Consider the following 19,928-nt stretch of genomic DNA (forward strand, 5'->3'; position numbering starts at 1 on the left):
TTGGAAAAATTATATTATAGTTATGAGTTATTTAAAAAAGATACACAAATTTTAGTTGATAAGTGTAGAGATTTTGAACCAGAAATTTTACTTGCAGTTGCAAGGGGAGGATTAACTCTTTCTCATTTGATGGCACAAGCACTTGACATGAGAAATTTATATACATTAAATTCTATTCATTATGAAGGTGAATTAAAACTTGATACATTTAATATTTTTAATATTCCTGATGTATCACACGCAAAAAAGGTTTTGATTGTTGATGATATAGTTGATTCTGGTGAAACTATGAGAGAAATTTTAAAAGTTTTAAAAGAGAGGTTCCCAACAGTTGAGTTTAAATTAGCAACGTTGTTTTACAAAAAAACTGCTGTTTTGCAACCTGATTTTTGTGTAAGAGAAGCAAATGAATGGATTGATTTCTTTTGGGAAGTCGATGTTAAATAAATAGGAAATATTATGACTTTTATTGATTTTAAAAAATTACTTTTAGATGCTGAAATGAGTATTCCAAAGTTTACAGAACTTATTAAAGTTAGTGAAAAAAATATTCAAGCATACAAAAAGAAAAAACGTGTACCAAATACAATTGCTGTTATTGCAACTTGTTTTGCAAAAATGAACAAAGAAGAGATAGATTTTAAAACATTAATAAATGATTTAGAGTTGGAAAAAAAAGAGAAAAAAGGTGCAGGTTTTTCAAAGAAAAAATCAATAAAAGAAAAAACAAAAAAATAGATTTATGGATTAAAGATGATACTTAATAACAGAATTAAAAAATTTTTAGCAATTGCCTCTTTTATGATGGCTTTAGGAATTGCGTTGGGAGCTTTTGGTGCTCATGGTTTAAAATCAATTTTAGATGAACATATGATGAATATTTATCACACAGGAGTAGAGTATCAATTTTACAATACTTTAGGATTATTTGCTGGAATATTTATTTATAGTTTAAAACCTGAAAAAAGAATTTATATTTCATTATGGCTTATTTTAATTGGAATGATAATTTTTTCATTTTCATTATATTTTTTAACAATTTTAAATATGCCTATAATTGGTGCAATTACTCCAATTGGTGGAACTTTACTTATTATTGCATGGTTAACTTTATGCTATGGAATTTTAAAAGATTAGATGAAAACTTTAACTATTTTAGGAGCAGGTTGGTTAGGATTTGAACTAGCTAATGTTTTAAAAAATGATTTTAAAATAAAAGTTAGTTCAAGAACCAAAGATAAACTAAAAATATATGAAGAAGAGGGGTTTGATTCATATATTTTAAATGAAGAAAATCTTACTTTTTTAGATGAATTACTTGATACAAACTATCTATTTATAAATTTTCCTCCCTCAAAATTTGAAGATTATTTATCTTTTTTAAATAAAATTTATTCTTCTAAAAAAATAAAAGAGATAGAAAAAATCATATTTATAAGTTCAACCTCAATTTATCCAAATATTGAAGGTTTATTTGCTGAAGATTATGAAATAAATGAGCCTAGTTCAAAAATAGTTTTTGAAGCTGAAAATTTGATAAAAGATAAAAGTGATGTAATTTTTAGAGTTGCAGGGCTTGTTGGTGGAAGTAGATATTTTGGAAAAAGAAGTGCAAATAAAGTTATAGAGTTTCCCAAAACACCAATAAATTTTGTTCATAGAAATGATGTTATAAATGCTACAAAATTTGTAATTGATAAAAATATTTCTGGAATTTTTAATCTTTGTTCAAATACACATCCAACAAAAGAGGAAATTTATAGTTTTAATTCAAAAAAGTATGGTTTTGAAAAACCCATTTTTTTAGAAAGTGAAAAATTTTTAAATAGATTAATAGATGGAACTAAAATAGAAAAAGAAGGATTTACATATAAATATGAAAATCCTTTTGAGTTTTAGTGAGTGTTAAAAGCTCTATCTCCTGCATCTCCAAGACCTGGTCTTATGTAGTTATTTTCATCTAATCTTTCATCAATTTGTGCTATAAACATATCAACATCAGGATGAGCTTCTGTAACTTTTTTTACACCATATGGTGAACCAATTATATTTAAAGTTATAATTTTTTTAGCATTTTTACTTTTTAAGTATTCTATTCCATCAATTAAAGAACCACCAGTTGCAACCATTGGATCAAGTAAAATTACAGTTTTATTTTCTAAATTTGGGATATTTTCATAAAAAAGTTTACTTAAAGATGTCTCTTCATCTCTTTTCATTGCTAAAAATCCACTTTTTGCATAAGGTAGGGTTCTTAAAATTCCTGTAAGCATTGGTTCACCCGCTCTTAAAATTGGAATAAGAACAAGTTTTTGAACTTCAATAACTTCAACATCAAGTGGACCTTGCCAAGTATTTATATTTTGAGTTATTGTTGGGAAATCATTTAAAGCTTCTGACGCTAAAATTCTTGAAATCTCTTCAATTGTTAATCTAAATTCATTTGAAGTTGTTCTTACATCTCTTAATCTATTAACTAAATGTTTAACTACTACATTAGTGCTTTCTTTATACATTTTAATTCCTTTTAAAAATTTTATATTACAAAAAAATTGCTTATAAGTTATACATAAATTTAAAGTTGCTCATACAGATAATTTGCTACTATAAACGCCATAAAAAAAATAGAGGTATAAATGAAACCTACAGACTATAACTTTAGAGTTAAAGATTCAATTTTGGGCTTACAATTTTTATTTGTAGCTTTTGGTGCACTTGTTTTAGTGCCAATTTTAACGGGACTTGACCCAAATGTTGCACTTTTTACAGCTGGGATTGGAACTTTGGTTTTTCAATTTGTAAATAGAAATTGTGTTCCACCAATTTTTTTAGCTTCTTCATTTGCTTTTATTGCACCTATTTCTTATGGTGTTGCTACTTGGGGAATTCCTGCAACCATGTCAGGACTTGTTGCTGCTGGATTTTTATATGTGTTTTTAAGTTTTTTAATTAGATTAAAAGGTGATGAATTTTTACACAAACTTCTTCCTTCTGTTGTTGTTGGACCTGTAATTATCTCAATTGGTCTTATTTTATCTCCAGTTGCAGTTAATATGGCGATGGGGAAAACTGGTGATGGTGCAGTTCAATTAGTACCATTTGACCAAGCAATAGTTATTTCAATGATTGCATTAATTGTTACTATTTTAGTCTCTTTACTTGGAAAAGGAATTTTTAAATTAGTTCCTATTTTGATGGGAATTGTCTCAGGTTATATTATTTCTTTATATTTTGGATTGATTGATTTCTCAAAAGTTTCAACAGCTGCTTGGTTTTCTATGCCAAATTTTGTAGCACCAGAGTTTAATTGGCAAGCAATAATTTATATTTTACCAATTGCTATTGCTCCTGCAATTGAACATATTGGTGATATGTTAGCGATTTCAAGTGTAACAAAACATGATTATTTAAAAAAACCAGGTTTAAAAAATACACTTTTAGGTGATGGATTAGCAACTTCAGTTGCTTCACTTTTTGGTGGACCACCAAATACAACCTATTCAGAAGTAACAGGTGCAGTAACAGTTACAAAAGCTTACAATCCTGCAATTATGACTTGGGCAGCAATTTGTGCAATTTTATTAGCATTTGTTGGAAAACTTGGAGCAATTCTTGCAACTATTCCAGTTCCAGTTATGGGAGGAATCATGTTGTTACTTTTTGGAATAATTGCAACTTTAGGAATTAGTACATTATCAAAGGCTAATATTGATTTTTCTTGTCCTAGAAATATGGCAATTGTTTCTATGATTTTAGTGTTTTCAATTGGTGGAATGACTTTTAATTTTGGTGGAGTTCCTTTTGCTGGAATTGGTCTTGGAGCAATGGTTGGAATTTTCTTAAATCTTGTTTTACCGAAAGCTTTATAAAATAATGTTAGAATTTAATGAAATAATTGAAAAGGATAATAATGGCAGCAAAAGAACATCAATTTGATATTTCAGCAAAATTAGATATGCAAGAGATGAAAAATGCAGTGATTCAAGCTCAAAAAGAGATTGATAACAGATATGATTTTAAAGGAATAAGTAAAGAGATTGATTTGAATATTGGAGCAAAAACTTTAATATTAGTCTCTTCAAGTGATAATAAAATCGATGCAATGATGGACATTTTAATTTCAAAAATGAATAAAAGAGGAATCTCTATTAACTCTTTAGAAGAGATAAAAAAAGAGGACTCAAGTGGTGGAAATAGAAAATATACTTTTAAAATAGTTGATAGTATAGAAAAAGATGAAGCAAAAAAAATTCAAACAGAAATTAAAAATTTAAAATTAAAAGTAACAGCTGTAAATCAAGGTGATGAAATAAGAGTTACTGGGAAAAACATTGATGATTTACAAACAATTATGAAACACCTAAGAAGTTTAGAACTAAAAGCTCCTTTAGTTTTTGATAACTTCAAATAAAAATCTCACTTATATATAATTTATGTGTAATTAATATATAATTCATTCTTTATTTTAAAGGATGAATTATAGAACTATTAATAATAAAATCAATCGCAGTTGTATCACTTGTTTTAAGTTTAAGTTATATTGCTGAAAAAGTAAGTCCTAGAATTTCAGGGATTTTATCTGGACTTCCTGTTGGAAGTGCTATTACTCTTTTATTTTTTGCAATAGAAAATGGTGTTGATTATGTAACAAAAGTTGCTTTATATAATATTCATGGACTTTTTGCAGCTTTGGCTTTTTCTATTGGTTATTATATAAGTACTTTTTATAAAGGAAAATTTGAGATATTTTTATCTTTATTAATCTCTTTTATTTCATATTTACTTATTGCATTTATTTTATCAAATATTCCACCGCACGTGGTTTTAACGCCAGTTATTGTAATAACTTTAATGTTAATTGCAACTATATATTTTGCAAAAAAAGAGAACTTTGCTATTGATAAAAAAATTAAAACTTCAATAAGTGATATATTTTTTAGGTCACTTTTGACTATTTCGATATTTTTAATAATCTCAAGTTTACCAAAATATGTACCATCAAATATAGCTGGAATTTTTTCATCTTTCCCTACGATTCTTTTACCTTTGATGTTAATAATTCATTTTAGACATAGTAGGTTTCAAGCAAGAACTATTATAAAAAACACACCTTATGGGCTAAGTTCAGTTGTTATTTACTCTTTGGTTGTTTATTTTGCCTACGAAAAAATAGGAATAGTTTTTGGAACAATAATTGCCCTTATTTGTTCAGTTTTATATGTAATTATTCAAGGTAAAGTTTTAAGATTTTTTAAATTAATTAAATAAGCACATACACACTAAATAAACAAAACTTTAATATAATAAAAATTATATATGAGGATTTTTATATGAAAGTTTTGTTATTAGAAGATGATATTGCTTTAAGTGATTTATTAAACGAACATTTGTTAGATTTAGGTTATGAAGTTGTTTTATGTACAAATGGTCAAGAAGCCTTAGAAGCTTTAATTGATAATAAGTTTGATATTGCTTTACTTGATATAAATACACCAAGTATAACAGGAATAGAAGTTTTAAAAAGAGTTAGAAAAGAGTATAAAAATAATATTCCAATAATAATTTTAACAGCTTATCAAGATACAAAACACCTAAAAGAGTCTTTTGAAAATGGCGTTGATGATTACATTAAAAAACCTTTTGATTTAGAAGAGTTAGACCAAAGAATTTTAAAACTCTGTAGACATTTTTTAATAGAGCAGAATAGTAAAATTAAAATAGATGAAAATATATTTTTTGAACCTCAAACTTGTCAAATTTTTAAAGAAAATAAGGTAATAAGTCTTGCTCAAAAAGAAAGAGATATTTTAAAATATTTTTGTACACATAAAAGTAGAGTAATTTCAAATGAGGAGTTACTTCAAAATATTTGGGTATATGATGAAATGCCAACTGATGCCACAATTAGAGTTTATATAAAAAATTTAAGAGAAATTATTGGTAAAGAAAAAATTACAACAATAAGAGCTATAGGATATAGATTTGAATAGAGATGAAAAAAAAGCATTAATTAGCTTTTTAACTATTTATATAGTTTCAGCAATTTTATTAATAGGTGTTATTTTGTACATTTATTACAAAAATGAAACAAAAATGCTTGAAGAGAGTTGTTCTATGGAATTACATAATGCTTCAATGCATATAAAAAATGAAATTATAAATAGACATATGAAAAATCAAAAATTTAATCCAAATAAACTTTCAAATATAAATATAAAATATGGACTTTTTGATAAAGATAAAAAAGTAATTTTTTCTTATTTAGATGAAAAATTTGATGTTGATTTTTCAAAAAATAGTTATGTAAATGAGTTTTATAACTATTTTATTACAACTTTAGATGAAGAGAATATTCCTATAAAATATATTGTTTTAGAGACTTGTCAAGAGGTTCAAAATAAAAATAAATTACAGATTTTTATTTTAGTAATTTTATTTTTAAGTGCAATTTTTATTGGTTGTATAGGATATTTATTATCAAAAATTTTATTAAATCCTGTTAGACAAAGAGTTGAAGCTATGGATAAGTTTATAAAAGATTCAGCCCATGAATTAAATACACCAATTTCAGTTTTGATGACTTCAGTTTCGATGCTTAAAAATGGAAAAAATCCTCAAAAAATGATGAAATATATTTTAAGCAGTTCTAAACAGATTTCACAAATTTATAATGATATTCATTTCTCAGCTTTTAATGAGTTAAATGAAGATGTATTTGAAGAGTTTAATCTAAAAGATTTAGTAAGTGAAAGTGTAGAGTTTTTTAATGATATTTCTATTACAAAAAATATAACAATAAGTTCAAATTTACAAGATTGTTTTATAAAAATGGATAAAACAAAAACCCAAAAAATTGTAAATAATCTTCTTTCAAATGCTATAAAGTATAGTAAAAAAGATTCTATTATAGAAGTTGTTTTAGAAAAAAATATTTTAAAAGTAAAAGATTTTGGAATAGGAATAAGTCAGGAAGAACAAAAAGAGATTTTTAAAAGGTATAAAAGAGGAAATAATATTGAAGGTGGTTTTGGAATAGGTTTAGATATAGTAAAAAGAGTTTGTGATGAATATGATTTAATATTGGATTTAAAGTCACAAATTGATAAAGAAACCACTTTTAGTATAGATTTTTCTTCAATTGTTATTAAAGATTTTTTACAAAAGTAAAATGAATATTTTTTTTGTTAGAATACGAAAAAATTTATAAAAGATTATTTATGATAAATATAATTGAAGATTTTAAGATTTCTGAATTAAAAGATACAAAGTTTATTCACCCTGTAAAAGTTACATTTTCTCAAAATGGAAAAGCAAAAACTTGGGAAGCGGTAAGAAGCCATGATAGTGTAGCAATACTTTTATACCACAAAGAAAAAGAGGCTTTTTTATTAGTTAAACAATTTAGAGCACCAGTTTATCTAAATGATAAAACAAAAACTTTTACTTATGAGTTATGTGCTGGATTGATTGATAAAAATAAATCTATTGAAGAGATTGTTATAGAAGAGATAGATGAAGAGTGTGGATATAAAGTTCATATTGATAATATTTTGAAAATCAGCTCTTTTTATACAAATGTAGGAATTAGTGGTGGAAGACAACATTTATATTTTGCTTCAATTGATGAATCAATGAAAATTCACAATGGTGGTGGAGTAAATGATGAACAAATAGAGTTACATTTTTTACCTTTAAGTGAATGTGATAATTTTCTTTTTGATGAAGAAAAAGCTAAAACACCTGGATTGATGTTTAGTTTCTATTGGTTTTTAAAAAATAGACAAGAGTTAGGACTATAAATGAGAAAATTAATTTTTTTTCTTACAATATTTTTTTTAATTTTAAATGCAGAAGAACAAATTACACCTGCTCCAACTCCGGAACAATTAGATATTAATAACTCTTTTATTACAAAATATGAGTATGGAAAAATGCTTTATAATAACCCAAGAGGAATAGGGTGTAATAAGTGTCATGGTGATGATGCAAGGGGTAAAAAAATTGTTGAGTTTAAACAAGAACATGATAAAAAAATCTATAATTGTAGTTTAGTTGCTCCTGATATTAAAGATATAGAGTATGAGATATTTTCTGTAAAAGTTAATTCAAAAAAGAATCCAAATTTCAAATTTGATAAAGAACAAGTTTGTGATAAATTGATTTATTATGCAAACGTAATGCCTACATACTTTTTAGTTGAAGAAGAGATAGAAGCTATTTATTACTATATTAAAAATCTAAAAAAATAGCTTTTTATCTAGAAAAAGCTATTCCAAGACCAATCTTATTTATTTCTCTATCATAATCAATTAAACTGTTTCCATATCCTGAAAATAGTTGTAACATTCCATAGGTATTTTTTGTTGATAAAAATTCTGGAAGAGGGAAAGTCCAGTTTAGTTCAACTGCTCCTTTATTTGATTCACTAAACTTTAGATTATTTCTTAAGAGTAATTCAAAGGTATGTTTTTTATAAGCATATAATAAAGTTAAATCTCCATATCCATAATAATCTTCAATATCAGGATTATCATCACTTCCTTTATCATCAGGGATTCTATACCAAATTTTTGGAACTAAAAAAAGATTTGCAAATTGGTAATAACCTTCTAAATAAACTTTATTCCAAGACCTCGAATTTTCATCATTTCTTCCATTTGAAGAGTGCATTATTGATACTTTATAAGCTTTTAAAACAGAGTTTTCTTTGTATGGAAATTGTATAAAGATTTCTGGTTCATAATTTGTTTCTCTAAAGGGAGAAGAATCCTCTGTAGTTTGCCAAAAAGATTTTTGTGTATATGCAGCACTAATAGATTCATTTAAACCTAAAAAATTATATGAAATAGGTTTTTCAACACTTATTTGAAATGTTGTTTCTACATTATTTCTATTTTCAATATCATTAAAATTATAATTTACAGGTAATAGATAATTTTTTTTATATGGATATAAACTAAAATCTTTTGTAATTAGTTGTTCTAAACTTTCATCAGTCTCTTTATCTTTTATTTTATCAATCTGTTTTTGATAAAACTCTTTTTTCATTGTTGTAAAAGTTTCGACTCTATGTTCTTGATTTTTAGCTAAGTCTAGAATATATCTATCTTCTTTTGAAATATTTGTATCTGCAACTTTTTTATACAAAAGCATAGCCTCTTTATAATTTCCAAGATTTTCTTGATTTTGTGCTTCTTGATATATGCTATTTATATCTTCAGCAAAGGAAAAAGTACAAATAATTAAGGAGAAGATTTTTTTCATAAATTACCATTTTATTTTTTTATTTTATTTTACATCAATAATTATTATATATAAATTTTTATACTTTATAAAAGAGTTTTAATGATATAATCGCCCAAAATTAGAAAAAAGGTTAGAAAAGATGCTTGTTGCACCTTCTATATTATCAGCAGATTTTGGGAACTTAGCAAATGAAATAAAAGCTATTTGTGATGCTGGATGTGATTTAATTCATGTTGATGTAATGGATGGACATTTTGTTCCAAATATGACAATTGGACCAGTTGTTGTAAACCCTGTTGCAAAAGTTGCAACAAAACCACTTGATATTCACCTAATGGTTGAAAATAATACATTTTTTGTAGAGTTGTTTGCTCCTTGTAAACCAGAATATATCTCTTTTCATATTGAAAGTGAAAAACACCCACATAGACTTATTCAAAAAATTAGAGATTATGGAATTAAACCAGCTATTGTTTTAAATCCTCATACTCCACCAGAAGCTATTGAGTATTTATTAGAAGATTTAGATATGGTTTTATTGATGTCTGTAAATCCTGGTTTTGGTGGGCAAAAATTCATTCCAAGTGTGATTGAAAAAACTAAAAAATTAAAAGAGTTAATTAATAAAAAAAATCCAAATTGTCTAATTGAGGTTGATGGTGGAGTAAATGACAAAAATATCCATGAACTAAAAGAAGCTGGTGTTGATGTTGTTGTTGCTGGTTCTTATGTATTTGGAAACTCTGATTATAGTAAAGCTATAAAAAGTCTTCAGGTGTAAAATGAGAGTAAAAATTTGTGGAATAACAAATCTGCAAGATGCACTTGAAGCTGTAAATGCAGGTGCAAATGCATTAGGTTTTGTATTTTATAAAAAATCGCCAAGATATATAGAACCTTTAAAAGCAAAAGAGATTGCTGAAAAACTTCCTCCTTTTGTTCAAACAGTTGGACTTTTTGTAAATGAAAATGAAGAGTTTATTAATCAAATTTGTTTTGATGCAAAAATGCAATTAGCTCAAATAATAGATGATTTTGATGTTTTAAATTATGAAAAGATTTCTTTTAAATATATAAAAGTAATCAGAGCAAAAGAGAAAAAAGATTTACTAAATTTGAATAAAGAGTATTATTTAGTTGATGCATTTGTTGATAGTTTTGGTGGAGAAGGTAAAAGAATTGCCCTTGATTGGTTTGAAAGTATTGATTGTTCTAAATTTATACTTGCTGGTGGCTTAACAACAAAAAATTTAAAAGAGATAAACGGTTTTGGTTTTTATGGAGTTGATGTTAGTTCTGGAGTTGAATCAGAAGTTAAAGGGATAAAAGATAGACAAAAAATGATTGATTTTGTAAAAGAGGCAAATGAAATCAAATAAAAGGATTACTCCTAAAGCTCAAATAAAATTACAAAATATTTTACAAAGACTATTAAAAGAGCCAATTTTATATAGTGAATTTTTTGAGTTATTAGAAAAAGCAAATGATACAATTTATGAAGATCCTGAACTTGAATTTGAGTTACTTATTTCAAATGGTTTGCCTTTAGATTTTGAAAGTGAATATGTATGTTTAAAAACTCTAAAAACACCTATAAATGAACAAGTTTTTTGTATTGTAGATATTGAAACAAATGGTGGAAGTCCCAAAAAAGGTTATCAAATCATTGAGTTGGGTGCAGTAAAATACAAAAATGGAGAAATAATAGATAAGTTTGAGTCTTTAGTTTTTGCAAAAGAGATACCTCCTTATGTTCAAGAAGTTACAAAAATAAATCTCAAAATGCTTGAAAATGCTCCAAGATTAGAAAAAGTTTTACAAGATTTTAAAATTTTTTTAGGAGATGATGTTTTTGTTGCACATGATATAAAGTTTGATTATACTTTTATTTCTGACTCTTTTGAAAAATATAATTTAGGTAAATTATTAAATAGAAAATTATGTACAATTGATTTAGCTAAAAGAACAATTGAGGCTGAAAAATATGGTTTAAGTTCTTTAAAAGAGTTACTAAATATTGATGTGAGTAATCATCATAGAGCATATTATGATGCTTTAACAACAGCAATAGTTTTTAAAAAATGTTTAGAAAATTTAGATTTTAATAAAATAAAAACAGTAGAAGATTTAATAAATTTTTCAAAAAGTGATAATGTGATTAATAATCAACAAAAAAAGGATTAGTATTATGTTTTCTCAAGAAAATTATATTGAAGTTCTGGAATTTGCAACAATCGCTCATGGTGAACAAAAAACACCAAAAGGTTATCCTTATCTTGCACATATAACAAGCGTTGCAATGGAAGTTATAAATGCTTGTGAAAAATCAAATTTAGATGAAAAAAAAGCAGATTTAGCAATAAGTTGTGCATTATTACACGATGTAATAGAAGATACAAACATTACTTATGATGAGTTGTATGTAAAATTTGGAGAAGATGTTGCAAATGGAGTTGAGGCATTAACAAAAGATAAAACTTTAAGTTCAAAACAAGAACAAATGAGAGATAGTATAGAAAGATTACTTACTCAACCTTATGAAGTTCAAATGGTAAAACTTGCTGATAGAATTACAAATTTAGGAACTCCACCAAAACATTGGGATAATAAAAAAATTAAAGATTATCAAAAAGAAGCAAGTTTTATTTTATCATGTCTTGGAAATTCAAATATATATTTATCAAATAGATTAAAAGAAAAAATAGAGAATTATAATAACTTTATTAAAGAATAAAATAAAAAGCCCGAAGGCTTTTTATTATTAAGCGTTAGCTTGTTGTGCTTCAGAAGCGTATTTTAAACCTAAATCAAATGCTTTATTATTGATTTCATGTACTTTTTCAGGTACTTTTGAAAGCATTGTTTTTCTTAATACTTCATTTGGAACAGTTTCTCCAGTAAAATAGTTAGCCATTGCTAAAGCTAAAACTGATTGAGTAATAACATTTCCAACTTCTTCTTTTGCAATAGTAATAATTGGAATCTCATAGATTTTCCATTTTTTTCTATCTTCTTCTGTAGGTGTTACAAGATTTGGCTCAACAACGATAACGCCACCTTCTTTTACACCATTTTTGAATTGATTATAAGAAACTTGAGCAACTGATAACATGAAATCAATTTCACCATCATTTGCATAAGGATATAAAATTGGTTCATCTTGTAAAGTAATATCAACAACAGTTGGACCACCTCTTACTTGAGAAGTATAAGTAGCTGTTTTTAATCCATATCCACCATTATTGATTTTTGCAGCTGCGAAAATCGCACCTGCAAGAAGTACACCTTGTCCACCAACACCTGTAAATCTCATTAATGTTCTATTTGCTGCCATGTGTAACTCCTTATAATTGAACCATAGTTTTATTTTTGTGAGCCTCTTTTACTTTTTCATAAGCTTCACAATATTCCATAGCTTCTGTATCTTGTTTTAAGATACCTGTAGGGAATATTCCTTTTTGTTCTTCTGGCTCTAATTTATCAAACTTAGTTTTTGACATAGAAATAGAATCAATCCACTCTAAGTTAGCCATAGCAGTAGCCATTTTGTTTTTTCTTCCTAAGTTAACGTGACAGTTAGAGAATACTTCAATAAATGAGAAACCTTTATGTTCAAAAGCTTTAACTAAAGTTTTTTCTAATTTTTTAGGATCTAACATAGTCTCTCTTGCAACAAAAGAAGCTCCTGCTGCTTCAACTAATTTACAAGCATCAAAAGTAGGGTCAATATTTCCTCTACTCATTGTTACAGTCCACATACCTTGAGGAGTAGTTGGAGATGTTTGAGAGTTTGTTAATCCATAAATGAAGTTATTGATAATAATATAATTTAGGTCAATATTTCTTCTTGAAGCGTGAATTGTGTGATTTCCACCAATTGCAAGACCGTCACCATCTCCACCAACAACGATAACTTTTTTAGTTGGATTTGCTAATTTAATTCCAGTTGCATAAGCTAAAGTTCTTCCGTGAGTTGTGTGAACAGTGTTACAGTTGATGTATGAAGAGAATCTTCCTGAACATCCAATACCAGAAACAACACAAACGTCGTCCATATTCCATTCAAGTTTTTCAATAGCTCTAATAACAGATTTTAAAATAACTCCATCACCACATCCCCAACACCATAGTGTTGGCATTTTGTCTGTTCTTAAATATTCATCGTAATTAAAAGCCATGATTACATTCCTTTCACTTTTTCAATAATTTCTAGTGGAGATAAAGGTCTTCCATTTACTTTAAATAAAGTATCAAAATCAGATCTTCCAGATACTCTTTGTACTTCATCAGCAAATTGACCCATATTTAACTCAGTAACTAATACTTTGTCAAATTTTTTCATTAATTCATTAATTCTTTTTGCAGGACTTGGCCAAATTGTTTTTGGTCTGAACATACCTACTTTGATACCTTCTTTTCTCATTCTGTTGATAGCTTCAGTAACACCTAAAGATACAGAACCATAAGCAATAATCATAATTTCAGCATCTTCTAACATATACTCTTCATTTAATTCTAATTCATCTAAATGAGCATCAACTTTTTTGAATAATCTTTTCATTAAAGCATCACAAACTTCTGCATCTTCAGTTGGGTGTCCTGTTGGTCCATGGTGAAGTCCAGTAAAGTGATATCTATATCCTTCAAACATTGGATTTAATACTGCTGGTTCATCAGCTCCAACTCCGTAAGGTTTATAATCTTTTTTATCACCATCAAATCTTTTTCTTACAATTTTGTTTTTTTCAACTTCTTCTAAATCAGGTAAAATTGCTTTTCCACTCATGTGACCGATTGTTTCATCTAATAAAACAAATACTGGTTGCATAAATCTGTCAGCTAAGTTAAATGCTCTTACAACTTCAGTATAACACTCATTTAAGTTACCTGGAACTAATGTAATTGATTTAACATCTCCATGAGTTGGGTTTTTAGCTTGTAATAAATCCCCTTGAGCAACTCTTGTTGGAAGACCAGTTGATGGACCACCTCTCATAACGTTTACAACAACTAAAGGAACTTCAGAAATATATCCAACACCTAAGTTTTCTGCTTTTAAAGAAATACCAGGTCCTGAAGTAGCAGTCATAGATCTTTTCCCAGACATAGCAGCACCTAAAGCTGTACAAATACCTGCTATTTCATCTTCCATTTGAATACAAGCATGACCTCTAGCTGGTAAAGCTGAAGAAAGTACATGCATTATTTCACTTGAAGGAGTAATTGGATAACCACCAAAAAACTCACAACCTGAATCAATTGCAGCTTTTGCTGCAAGTTCATTTCCTGTTGAAATCACTTCTCTTGACATCAATTCTCCTTACAAATCTTCATCTAATATTCTATAGTTATTTTTAACTATTTTTTCTTTTCTCTCTTTTGCATCACTTGATAACTTTGCAAATTTAAACTCTTTTTTATCAGCAACATAAATTGCAAAATCTGGACATGCTAACTCACAGTCTGTACAACCAATACATGATTCAGGATGAACAACTTTAATCATTGAACCTAAAGTAGAATGAACTTCTTGTCTCATTGCAAGTACGCCAGCAGGACAAACAGAAACGCACTTATCACATGCCTTACATCTAGCCTCATTTACCCATACAGGAGTATTTGCAGGAGCTTCCATATTAGACATAATCTCTCCTTAAATTATTTTAAAATCAATACTTGAACAAACTCAATATATTATCCTTGAATAATAGCAATAAACATTCCAAAGATGAATAAAATTTATGATTTTCTCGGGTGAATTTTACTCTTGTTACATTTTGCTACAAGAAAAAATCTGATGTATATAAAAGAGTCTATAATATATATTTAAGCTTAAAATATCAATCTAATTTTATATTAAAAGAGTTAATTAATAATTAGTTTAAAAGACATATTTATGAAACTTAGATATAATTATAATAAATTAGAGAAGGAAGATTTTTGGTTTTATATCAACCTAAAAATGGATATTGTTATAATAGTGATACACATTTTTTATTTTATTTTATTTGTGAAAATTTTAAAAAATATAAAAATATAAAAGGCGAAATTTTAGATATTGGGAGTGGAAGCGGAATTCTTGGTTTATTAGTTTCAAATGAGTATAAAAAATTGAACTTAAATCAGTGTGAGATTCAAAAAATGTTTCAATTTTTCTCAACAAAAAATGCTTTAACAAACAAAATAAATACAAATTTGTACGAAGGTTCATTTGAAAAAATTGAATTTGATAAAAAATTTGATATTTGTGTTTCAAATCCTCCCTTTTATCATTGTGAAGTTATAAAAAGTGAAAATGAATCTTTAAAAATTGCAAGATATAATGACTCTTTACCTTTGGAAAAATTTATAAAAAAGACCTCAGAAATTTTAAAAAATGATGGAAAATTCTTTTTTTGTTATGATTGTAAACAGATAAATGAAATATTATTATTATTGAATAAATATAAATTTAATATAGAAGCTTTGCAGTTTGTTCATCCTAAAGTATCAAAAGATGCAACATTAATTTTAGTTTATGCAAGAAAAAATTCAAAATCTTTGACAAAAATATTTAATCCTTTAGTTGTTTTTGATGAAGATAATAAGTTTACAAATGAGGTTGAAAATATATATAAAAAATCTTCAACATATAGTATAAAGGCTGATATTGAGTAATTTATTAAAAAAAGATGGTTTTAATTTTGCATTTGATCCAAAAGGTTGTGATTCTTGTAAAGGTAATTGCTGTATAGGGGAAAGTGGATATATTTGGATTAATGCACAAGAGATGCAAGCATTAGCTTTTCACTTGAATTTAACTTTAGAAGAGACAAAATTTAGATATTTAACAAAAATTGGATATAAATATAGCATAAAAGAGGTAAAATTAGCTTCAAATAATTTTGCCTGTTGTTTTTTTAATTTAGAAAAAAGACAGTGTTCAATTTATCCCGTAAGACCGATGCAATGTAGAACTTTCCCTTTTTGGGACTATTTTAAAGAAAATGAAGAAGAGGTTTATAAAGAGTGTCCAGCTATAAAAAATCTTTAGTTATTTATTCATTAATATTAATTTTTTGTGGATGTAGCACAAAAGATGTTAATTTAGAGAATAAAGAAGTAAAAAAAACTAATTTTAAAACAGTAAAAACAAAATCTTTTGATTTGGAAGATTTCTATATAATGTACGCATTAGAGACTGAAAATCAAAGAATGTATTTTAATGCAAGAGATATATATTTAAAACTATTTGAAAATACTAATAATTATGAATATTTAGTTAAATATTTAACAATTACAACTCAGCTAAAAGAGTATGCTTTAGTTAAAGAAAATGCTTCAAAATATATGCTTGAAAATATAAAAGAAGAAGAAGTTATTTTAAGATTATATGCTTATGCGTTGTTTAAACTACAAGAAAAAGAAGCAGCTATTTTAAATGCTGAAAAATTGATATTTACATATAAAAATGCAGTTAATTATGAGTTATTAGGAAGTATATATCTTGAAGATAAACAATATTTGAAATCTTATGAAGCTTTTAATAATGCTTTTCTATTAAATGATGCAAGTAATACTTTATTAACTTTGACAAATATTCAATTTATGAATTTGAATCAAAAAGAAGAGGCTATTAAAAGACTTGAAAATTATATTCATAAAAATGACTACAATTTTAATGTATCTTTACAGTTATTAGCTTTTTATGAAAATATAAAAGCTCAAGATAGATTAGTTTCATTTTTAAAAAATATGTATTTTCATTATAAACAAAATGATAATCAATTATTGTTAAATAAAACAAAAGCACTTTTCTTAAAATATGTAGTAAATAATGATGTAAAAACTGTTATTGATTTTTGGGAACAAAATGGTGAAGAAGACGAAATTTTATTAAACTTATATAGAATGACAAATCAATCACAAAAAGCCTATAATTTGTTAAATAAATTTTATAAAAATTCTAATAATATGGATTTCTTAGCTCAACAAGCAATATTAGAATTTGAAATGGCAAAAGATAAAAAATTGATTTTAAGTAGTGTAATAAATAAGTTTGAAAAAGTTTTAGAAACTTTGGATAATCCAATATATCAAAATTATTTAGCATATATTTTGATTGATTATGATTTGAATATAAATAGAGGGATTTATTTAGTTAAAAAAGCTTTAGAAAAAGATCCATCAAATGTTGCTTTTCTTGATACCTTAGCTTGGGGAGAATATAAAGTAAAAAATTGTAAAGAAGCTTATACTTATATGAAACAAGTTGTTGACGAAGTAGGCTTAGATGATGAAGAGATAAAATTACATTGGGAAAAAATTAAGGAGTGTAAAGAGTGATTTTAGATGAGATTATAGAAAAAACGAAACAAGATTTAGAGATTAGAAAAAAAGAGATAAGTTTAGATTTATTAGGAAGAACACTTTCTTCAAATCCATATACACCAAGAGATGTAAAACCATATTTAACTTCAACAAAAGAAGAACCAATTAGAATTATTGCAGAAGTTAAAAAAGCAAGTCCAAGTAAAGGGATTATAAAAGAGGATTTTGACCCTTTAGTTATAGCACAAGCTTATAGTAATAGTGGTGCAAACGCAATTTCAGTTTTAACTGAACCTCACTATTTTAAAGGAAATTTAGAGTATTTAACTCAAATTAGAAGATATGTTCCAACTCCACTTTTAAGAAAAGATTTTATTGTTGATAAATATCAAATTGTTGAAGCTTTAGTTTATGGAGCTGATTTTATTTTATTAATTGCAAAAGCGCTAAGTTCAAAAGAGTTAAAAGAGTTATATGATTATGCAATTCACTTAGGACTTGAAGTTTTAGTTGAAATTCATGACAAAGAAGATTTAACAAAAGCTATTAAATGTGGAGCAACAATTATTGGAATTAATCATAGAAATCTTGATACATTTGAGATGGATATGAGTTTATGTGATAAATTAATCCCACTTATTCCAAATGGAAAAATTATAGTTGCAGAATCTGGAGTTTCTGATACTGAAGTTATCAAAAGATTAAACTCTATTGGGGCAGATGCATTTTTGATTGGTGAACATTTTATGAGAGTTCCATCAATTGAAGAAGAATTAAAAAAATTCAAAAACGCTTTAAATTAAAAAACTCAAATCCTAGAATTTAAACTTTTCTAAATAATTTTTTATTCTAGGTAAATTATCTTTTCTACAAACCATACACGTTGGAAGATTTACAATCTTTTTTGACAATTTTGTAATTTCTAAATCTTTTTCATAATTTAACTTTTTAATAATACTAAGTGGTAAAATACTTTTCCCCATACCAGCTTTTATACAACCTAAAATAGTTTCATAATTTCCAAATTCTAGATTTTTGTGTTCATAATTTGTTATTTCTTTAAATATGTTTGACCAAATTCATTATATGCACAGCCATTTTTAAATGATAAATAAATATTTTGAGCTTTGATATCTTTTGGTTCAACTAAAACAATTGTTTCTTCAATCTTATTTAAAATCATTAGTTCATCATTCTTTGGAAGACCACTAATAAATGCTATGTCAAGTTTATAATCAAGAATTTTTTTTGTAATTTCTTTTGTTGTATTTGTGATTAATTCTAAAGTCATATTAGGAAAATCTTTATTTAGTTCTAACAAAAAAGGGATAATTCTTGTACTTGCATTTGATTCTGTTGAACCAATTAATAAATGTTTTTGTTGATTTATATTTTTCATTTCATAATTTGCAAGTTCAATTTTTTTTATTATTTCAAGTGCATATGGATATAGTCTTTCACCTTCTTGACTTAAAATTACACCTTTAGGCACTCTATGAAATAGGCTACTTCCAATAGATTTTTCTAACTGTTTTATTCTTGAAGTAACATTTGATTGTGCAAATTGAAGATTTATTGCTGCTTTTGAAATACTTTTTTGATTTGCCACTTCAACAAAAACTTTTAATAAATTTGAATCCATATCACTTTTCTTTATATCAATTATCATTATTTTATATTTGACTTAATATCACTTTTAGTGATATTATAACTGAAAAAAATTAAAGGGAAAAATATGCCTGTAATAAATGTAAAAATGACACATGAAGATGGTGGAGCTACAAAAGAACAAAAAGAAGAATTAGCAAAAGGAATAACAGAACTTTTTGCAAAAGTTTTTAATGGAAGAGGTGCTTCAAGTGCAGTTGTGATTATAGAAGAAGTAAATACAGATAATTATGCAATTGGCGGAAAAACAATAACAAATATTAGAAAAGAGAAAAAATAGTATTTCTCTTTTCTAAAGTGCTTATTGTTCTTTTCTATTTAACCTTTCATATAGTTCAACAGACTCATTTATCTCTTCTTGACTAGCTTTTCTTCTACATGATAAAAAACCTTTATTTCCTTCACTTGTAGTTGTTGGAAAAACAGTTGCAAAAACCCAATAATAATTTCCTGATTTTGTTGCATTTTTCACATATCCAGTCCAAACTTTTCCCTGTTTTACACAATCCCATAAATCTTTAAATGCAGCTTTTGGCATATCTTTATGTCTTACAATATTATGTGGTTTACCAATTAATTCATCAACACCATATTCTGCAATCTTACAAAAATCATCATTTGCGAAAATAATAATACCTCGTTCATCTGTTTCACTTACTAAAAAAGCAGAATCATCTAAAACTATTTCTTTACTCATCGTTTTC

The 19,928-nt window shown here is 26.3% G+C and carries 27 protein-coding genes and 1 pseudogene; 20 read left to right on the forward strand and 8 right to left on the reverse strand.

Going from position 1 to position 19,928, the window contains the following annotated elements:
- Genes AELL_RS04905 through AELL_RS04920 form a run of 4 tightly spaced genes read left to right on the forward strand, consistent with a single transcriptional unit; the run spans position 1 to position 1,899 of the window.
- Positions 1 to 447 (forward strand): phosphoribosyltransferase, encoded by a 447-nt coding sequence (locus tag AELL_RS04905; RefSeq protein ID WP_118916869.1) that lies wholly within the window; start codon positions 1 to 3, stop codon positions 445 to 447.
- A 12-nt stretch (positions 448 to 459) separates the two neighbouring features.
- Positions 460 to 738 (forward strand): hypothetical protein, encoded by a 279-nt coding sequence (locus tag AELL_RS04910; RefSeq protein WP_118916870.1) that lies wholly within the window; start codon positions 460 to 462, stop codon positions 736 to 738.
- Positions 739 to 753: 15 nt separating this feature from the next.
- Positions 754 to 1,137, forward strand: a complete 384-nt coding sequence (locus AELL_RS04915) for a DUF423 domain-containing protein (RefSeq protein ID WP_118916871.1) — start codon at positions 754 to 756, stop codon at positions 1,135 to 1,137.
- Entirely contained in the window at positions 1,138 to 1,899 is a 762-nt protein-coding gene (locus AELL_RS04920) for a Rossmann-fold NAD(P)-binding domain-containing protein (RefSeq protein ID WP_118916872.1), read from the forward strand. It abuts the gene before it with no gap.
- Here AELL_RS04920 and upp read toward each other — a convergent pair.
- Positions 1,896 to 2,516, reverse strand: a complete 621-nt coding sequence (gene upp / locus AELL_RS04925) for a uracil phosphoribosyltransferase (RefSeq protein ID WP_118916873.1) — start codon at positions 2,514 to 2,516, stop codon at positions 1,896 to 1,898. The two genes, AELL_RS04920 and upp, sit on opposite strands and share 4 nt — an antisense overlap.
- A gap of 120 nt (positions 2,517 to 2,636) precedes the next feature.
- Between upp and AELL_RS04930 the strand changes: the two genes are divergently transcribed.
- From AELL_RS04930 to AELL_RS04960, 7 genes are all read left to right on the forward strand, one after another.
- Positions 2,637 to 3,869 carry a uracil-xanthine permease family protein gene (locus AELL_RS04930; protein ID WP_118916874.1) on the forward strand — a complete coding sequence of 411 codons (1,233 nt, stop codon included), beginning with the start codon at positions 2,637 to 2,639 and terminating at the stop codon, positions 3,867 to 3,869.
- Between the two features lie 41 nt (positions 3,870 to 3,910).
- Positions 3,911 to 4,411 carry a YajQ family cyclic di-GMP-binding protein gene (locus AELL_RS04935; protein WP_118916875.1) on the forward strand — a complete coding sequence of 167 codons (501 nt, stop codon included), beginning with the start codon at positions 3,911 to 3,913 and terminating at the stop codon, positions 4,409 to 4,411.
- 278 nt (positions 4,412 to 4,689) lie between these two features.
- The gene (locus AELL_RS04940) at positions 4,690 to 5,268 is read left to right on the forward strand and encodes a hypothetical protein (protein ID WP_226806019.1); all 579 of its coding nucleotides are present in this window, start codon (positions 4,690 to 4,692) and stop codon (positions 5,266 to 5,268) included.
- A 62-nt stretch (positions 5,269 to 5,330) separates the two neighbouring features.
- A complete protein-coding gene (locus AELL_RS04945; protein ID WP_118916877.1) occupies positions 5,331 to 5,990 on the forward strand; it encodes a response regulator transcription factor in 660 nt (219 codons plus the stop codon).
- Positions 5,983 to 7,167 (forward strand): sensor histidine kinase, encoded by a 1,185-nt coding sequence (locus AELL_RS04950; protein ID WP_118916878.1) that lies wholly within the window; start codon positions 5,983 to 5,985, stop codon positions 7,165 to 7,167. Before AELL_RS04945 ends, AELL_RS04950 begins: the two co-directional genes overlap by 8 nt.
- A gap of 50 nt (positions 7,168 to 7,217) precedes the next feature.
- Positions 7,218 to 7,799, forward strand: a complete 582-nt coding sequence (locus AELL_RS04955) for an NUDIX domain-containing protein (RefSeq protein WP_118916879.1) — start codon at positions 7,218 to 7,220, stop codon at positions 7,797 to 7,799.
- Positions 7,800 to 8,249, forward strand: coding sequence for a cytochrome c family protein (locus tag AELL_RS04960; protein WP_118916880.1), 450 nt, complete (start codon positions 7,800 to 7,802; stop codon positions 8,247 to 8,249). It abuts the gene before it with no gap.
- Positions 8,250 to 8,253: 4 nt separating this feature from the next.
- Here the strand turns inward: AELL_RS04960 and AELL_RS04965 are convergent, their stop codons facing one another.
- On the reverse strand, positions 8,254 to 9,264 hold the full coding sequence (locus AELL_RS04965) for a phospholipase A (RefSeq protein WP_118916881.1): 1,011 nt from the start codon (positions 9,262 to 9,264) through the stop codon (positions 8,254 to 8,256).
- A 121-nt stretch (positions 9,265 to 9,385) separates the two neighbouring features.
- Here AELL_RS04965 and rpe point away from each other — a divergent pair, with 121 nt between their 5' ends.
- The 4 genes from rpe to AELL_RS04985 are packed head-to-tail and all read left to right on the forward strand — an operon-like array spanning position 9,386 to position 11,980.
- Positions 9,386 to 10,027 (forward strand): ribulose-phosphate 3-epimerase, encoded by a 642-nt coding sequence (rpe, locus tag AELL_RS04970; protein WP_118916882.1) that lies wholly within the window; start codon positions 9,386 to 9,388, stop codon positions 10,025 to 10,027.
- Between the two features lies 1 nt (position 10,028).
- Complete coding sequence (locus AELL_RS04975) at positions 10,029 to 10,625, forward strand: phosphoribosylanthranilate isomerase (RefSeq protein ID WP_118916883.1); 597 nt, start codon at positions 10,029 to 10,031, stop codon at positions 10,623 to 10,625.
- Positions 10,612 to 11,430, forward strand: coding sequence for a 3'-5' exonuclease (locus tag AELL_RS04980; protein WP_118916884.1), 819 nt, complete (start codon positions 10,612 to 10,614; stop codon positions 11,428 to 11,430). Before AELL_RS04975 ends, AELL_RS04980 begins: the two co-directional genes overlap by 14 nt.
- A gap of 4 nt (positions 11,431 to 11,434) precedes the next feature.
- Entirely contained in the window at positions 11,435 to 11,980 is a 546-nt protein-coding gene (locus AELL_RS04985) for an HD domain-containing protein (protein WP_118916885.1), read from the forward strand.
- Positions 11,981 to 12,007: 27 nt separating this feature from the next.
- Here AELL_RS04985 and AELL_RS04990 read toward each other — a convergent pair whose 3' ends face one another.
- The 4 genes from AELL_RS04990 to AELL_RS05005 are packed head-to-tail and all read right to left on the reverse strand — an operon-like array spanning position 12,008 to position 14,890.
- Positions 12,008 to 12,580 (reverse strand): 2-oxoglutarate:acceptor oxidoreductase subunit OorC, encoded by a 573-nt coding sequence (locus tag AELL_RS04990; protein ID WP_118916886.1) that lies wholly within the window; start codon positions 12,578 to 12,580, stop codon positions 12,008 to 12,010.
- A gap of 10 nt (positions 12,581 to 12,590) precedes the next feature.
- Positions 12,591 to 13,424: a 2-oxoglutarate ferredoxin oxidoreductase subunit beta gene (locus tag AELL_RS04995; protein WP_118916887.1), complete on the reverse strand. Its 834-nt coding sequence runs from the start codon at positions 13,422 to 13,424 to the stop codon at positions 12,591 to 12,593.
- Positions 13,425 to 13,426: 2 nt separating this feature from the next.
- Positions 13,427 to 14,557 carry a 2-oxoglutarate synthase subunit alpha gene (locus tag AELL_RS05000; RefSeq protein ID WP_118916888.1) on the reverse strand — a complete coding sequence of 377 codons (1,131 nt, stop codon included), beginning with the start codon at positions 14,555 to 14,557 and terminating at the stop codon, positions 13,427 to 13,429.
- A gap of 9 nt (positions 14,558 to 14,566) precedes the next feature.
- Complete coding sequence (locus tag AELL_RS05005) at positions 14,567 to 14,890, reverse strand: 4Fe-4S dicluster domain-containing protein (protein WP_118916889.1); 324 nt, start codon at positions 14,888 to 14,890, stop codon at positions 14,567 to 14,569.
- Between the two features lie 296 nt (positions 14,891 to 15,186).
- Here AELL_RS05005 and AELL_RS05010 point away from each other — a divergent pair, with 296 nt between their 5' ends.
- The 4 genes from AELL_RS05010 to trpC all read left to right on the forward strand — a co-directional run bounded on the left by AELL_RS05010 (position 15,187) and on the right by trpC (position 18,359).
- Positions 15,187 to 15,903, forward strand: coding sequence for a tRNA1(Val) (adenine(37)-N6)-methyltransferase (locus AELL_RS05010; protein WP_118916890.1), 717 nt, complete (start codon positions 15,187 to 15,189; stop codon positions 15,901 to 15,903).
- A complete protein-coding gene (locus tag AELL_RS05015) occupies positions 15,896 to 16,279 on the forward strand; it encodes a YkgJ family cysteine cluster protein (RefSeq protein ID WP_118916891.1) in 384 nt (127 codons plus the stop codon). The genes AELL_RS05010 and AELL_RS05015 overlap by 8 nt, the downstream gene beginning before the upstream one ends.
- A 131-nt stretch (positions 16,280 to 16,410) precedes the next feature.
- On the forward strand, positions 16,411 to 17,571 hold the full coding sequence (locus AELL_RS05020; RefSeq protein ID WP_192941214.1) for a tetratricopeptide repeat protein: 1,161 nt from the start codon (positions 16,411 to 16,413) through the stop codon (positions 17,569 to 17,571).
- The gene (gene trpC / locus AELL_RS05025; RefSeq protein WP_118916893.1) at positions 17,568 to 18,359 is read left to right on the forward strand and encodes an indole-3-glycerol phosphate synthase TrpC; all 792 of its coding nucleotides are present in this window, start codon (positions 17,568 to 17,570) and stop codon (positions 18,357 to 18,359) included. The genes AELL_RS05020 and trpC overlap by 4 nt, the downstream gene beginning before the upstream one ends.
- Positions 18,360 to 18,371: 12 nt before the next feature.
- On the opposite strand, the pseudogene AELL_RS05030 reads toward trpC, so the two are convergent.
- Positions 18,372 to 19,198 (reverse strand): annotated as a pseudogene (locus tag AELL_RS05030) (LysR family transcriptional regulator).
- Positions 19,199 to 19,291: 93 nt separating this feature from the next.
- On the opposite strand from AELL_RS05030, the gene AELL_RS05035 reads away from it, so the two are divergent.
- A complete protein-coding gene (locus AELL_RS05035) occupies positions 19,292 to 19,504 on the forward strand; it encodes a tautomerase family protein (protein WP_118916894.1) in 213 nt (70 codons plus the stop codon).
- A 21-nt stretch (positions 19,505 to 19,525) separates the two neighbouring features.
- Here the strand turns inward: AELL_RS05035 and AELL_RS05040 are convergent, their stop codons facing one another.
- The gene (locus tag AELL_RS05040; RefSeq protein ID WP_118916895.1) at positions 19,526 to 19,921 is read right to left on the reverse strand and encodes a PAS domain-containing protein; all 396 of its coding nucleotides are present in this window, start codon (positions 19,919 to 19,921) and stop codon (positions 19,526 to 19,528) included.
- Positions 19,922 to 19,928: the final 7 nt, after the last annotated feature.

Origin of the sequence: Arcobacter ellisii (genome assembly GCF_003544915.1) — a bacterium.
In the GTDB taxonomy this organism is placed as follows: Bacteria; Campylobacterota; Campylobacteria; order Campylobacterales; family Arcobacteraceae; genus Aliarcobacter; species Aliarcobacter ellisii.

Excerpts from the sequence above, each read along its gene's own strand:
- AELL_RS04910 (WP_118916870.1), top strand. The coding sequence starts at position 460 with ATGACTTTTATTGATTTTAAAAAATTACTTTTAGATGCTGAAATGAGT.
- AELL_RS04915 (WP_118916871.1), top strand. The coding sequence starts at position 754 with ATGATACTTAATAACAGAATTAAAAAATTTTTAGCAATTGCCTCTTTT.
- AELL_RS04920 (WP_118916872.1), top strand. The coding sequence starts at position 1,138 with ATGAAAACTTTAACTATTTTAGGAGCAGGTTGGTTAGGATTTGAACTA.
- upp (WP_118916873.1), bottom strand. The coding sequence starts at position 2,516 with ATGTATAAAGAAAGCACTAATGTAGTAGTTAAACATTTAGTTAATAGA.
- AELL_RS04930 (WP_118916874.1), top strand. The coding sequence starts at position 2,637 with ATGAAACCTACAGACTATAACTTTAGAGTTAAAGATTCAATTTTGGGC.
- AELL_RS04935 (WP_118916875.1), top strand. The coding sequence starts at position 3,911 with ATGGCAGCAAAAGAACATCAATTTGATATTTCAGCAAAATTAGATATG.
- AELL_RS04945 (WP_118916877.1), top strand. The coding sequence starts at position 5,331 with ATGAAAGTTTTGTTATTAGAAGATGATATTGCTTTAAGTGATTTATTA.
- AELL_RS04955 (WP_118916879.1), top strand. The coding sequence starts at position 7,218 with ATGATAAATATAATTGAAGATTTTAAGATTTCTGAATTAAAAGATACA.
- AELL_RS04960 (WP_118916880.1), top strand. The coding sequence starts at position 7,800 with ATGAGAAAATTAATTTTTTTTCTTACAATATTTTTTTTAATTTTAAAT.
- AELL_RS04965 (WP_118916881.1), bottom strand. The coding sequence starts at position 9,264 with ATGAAAAAAATCTTCTCCTTAATTATTTGTACTTTTTCCTTTGCTGAA.
- rpe (WP_118916882.1), top strand. The coding sequence starts at position 9,386 with ATGCTTGTTGCACCTTCTATATTATCAGCAGATTTTGGGAACTTAGCA.
- AELL_RS04975 (WP_118916883.1), top strand. The coding sequence starts at position 10,029 with ATGAGAGTAAAAATTTGTGGAATAACAAATCTGCAAGATGCACTTGAA.
- AELL_RS04980 (WP_118916884.1), top strand. The coding sequence starts at position 10,612 with ATGAAATCAAATAAAAGGATTACTCCTAAAGCTCAAATAAAATTACAA.
- AELL_RS04985 (WP_118916885.1), top strand. The coding sequence starts at position 11,435 with ATGTTTTCTCAAGAAAATTATATTGAAGTTCTGGAATTTGCAACAATC.
- AELL_RS04990 (WP_118916886.1), bottom strand. The coding sequence starts at position 12,580 with ATGGCAGCAAATAGAACATTAATGAGATTTACAGGTGTTGGTGGACAA.
- AELL_RS04995 (WP_118916887.1), bottom strand. The coding sequence starts at position 13,424 with ATGGCTTTTAATTACGATGAATATTTAAGAACAGACAAAATGCCAACA.
- AELL_RS05000 (WP_118916888.1), bottom strand. The coding sequence starts at position 14,557 with ATGTCAAGAGAAGTGATTTCAACAGGAAATGAACTTGCAGCAAAAGCT.
- AELL_RS05005 (WP_118916889.1), bottom strand. The coding sequence starts at position 14,890 with ATGTCTAATATGGAAGCTCCTGCAAATACTCCTGTATGGGTAAATGAG.
- AELL_RS05020 (WP_192941214.1), top strand. The coding sequence starts at position 16,411 with ATGTACGCATTAGAGACTGAAAATCAAAGAATGTATTTTAATGCAAGA.
- AELL_RS05035 (WP_118916894.1), top strand. The coding sequence starts at position 19,292 with ATGCCTGTAATAAATGTAAAAATGACACATGAAGATGGTGGAGCTACA.
- AELL_RS05040 (WP_118916895.1), bottom strand. The coding sequence starts at position 19,921 with ATGAGTAAAGAAATAGTTTTAGATGATTCTGCTTTTTTAGTAAGTGAA.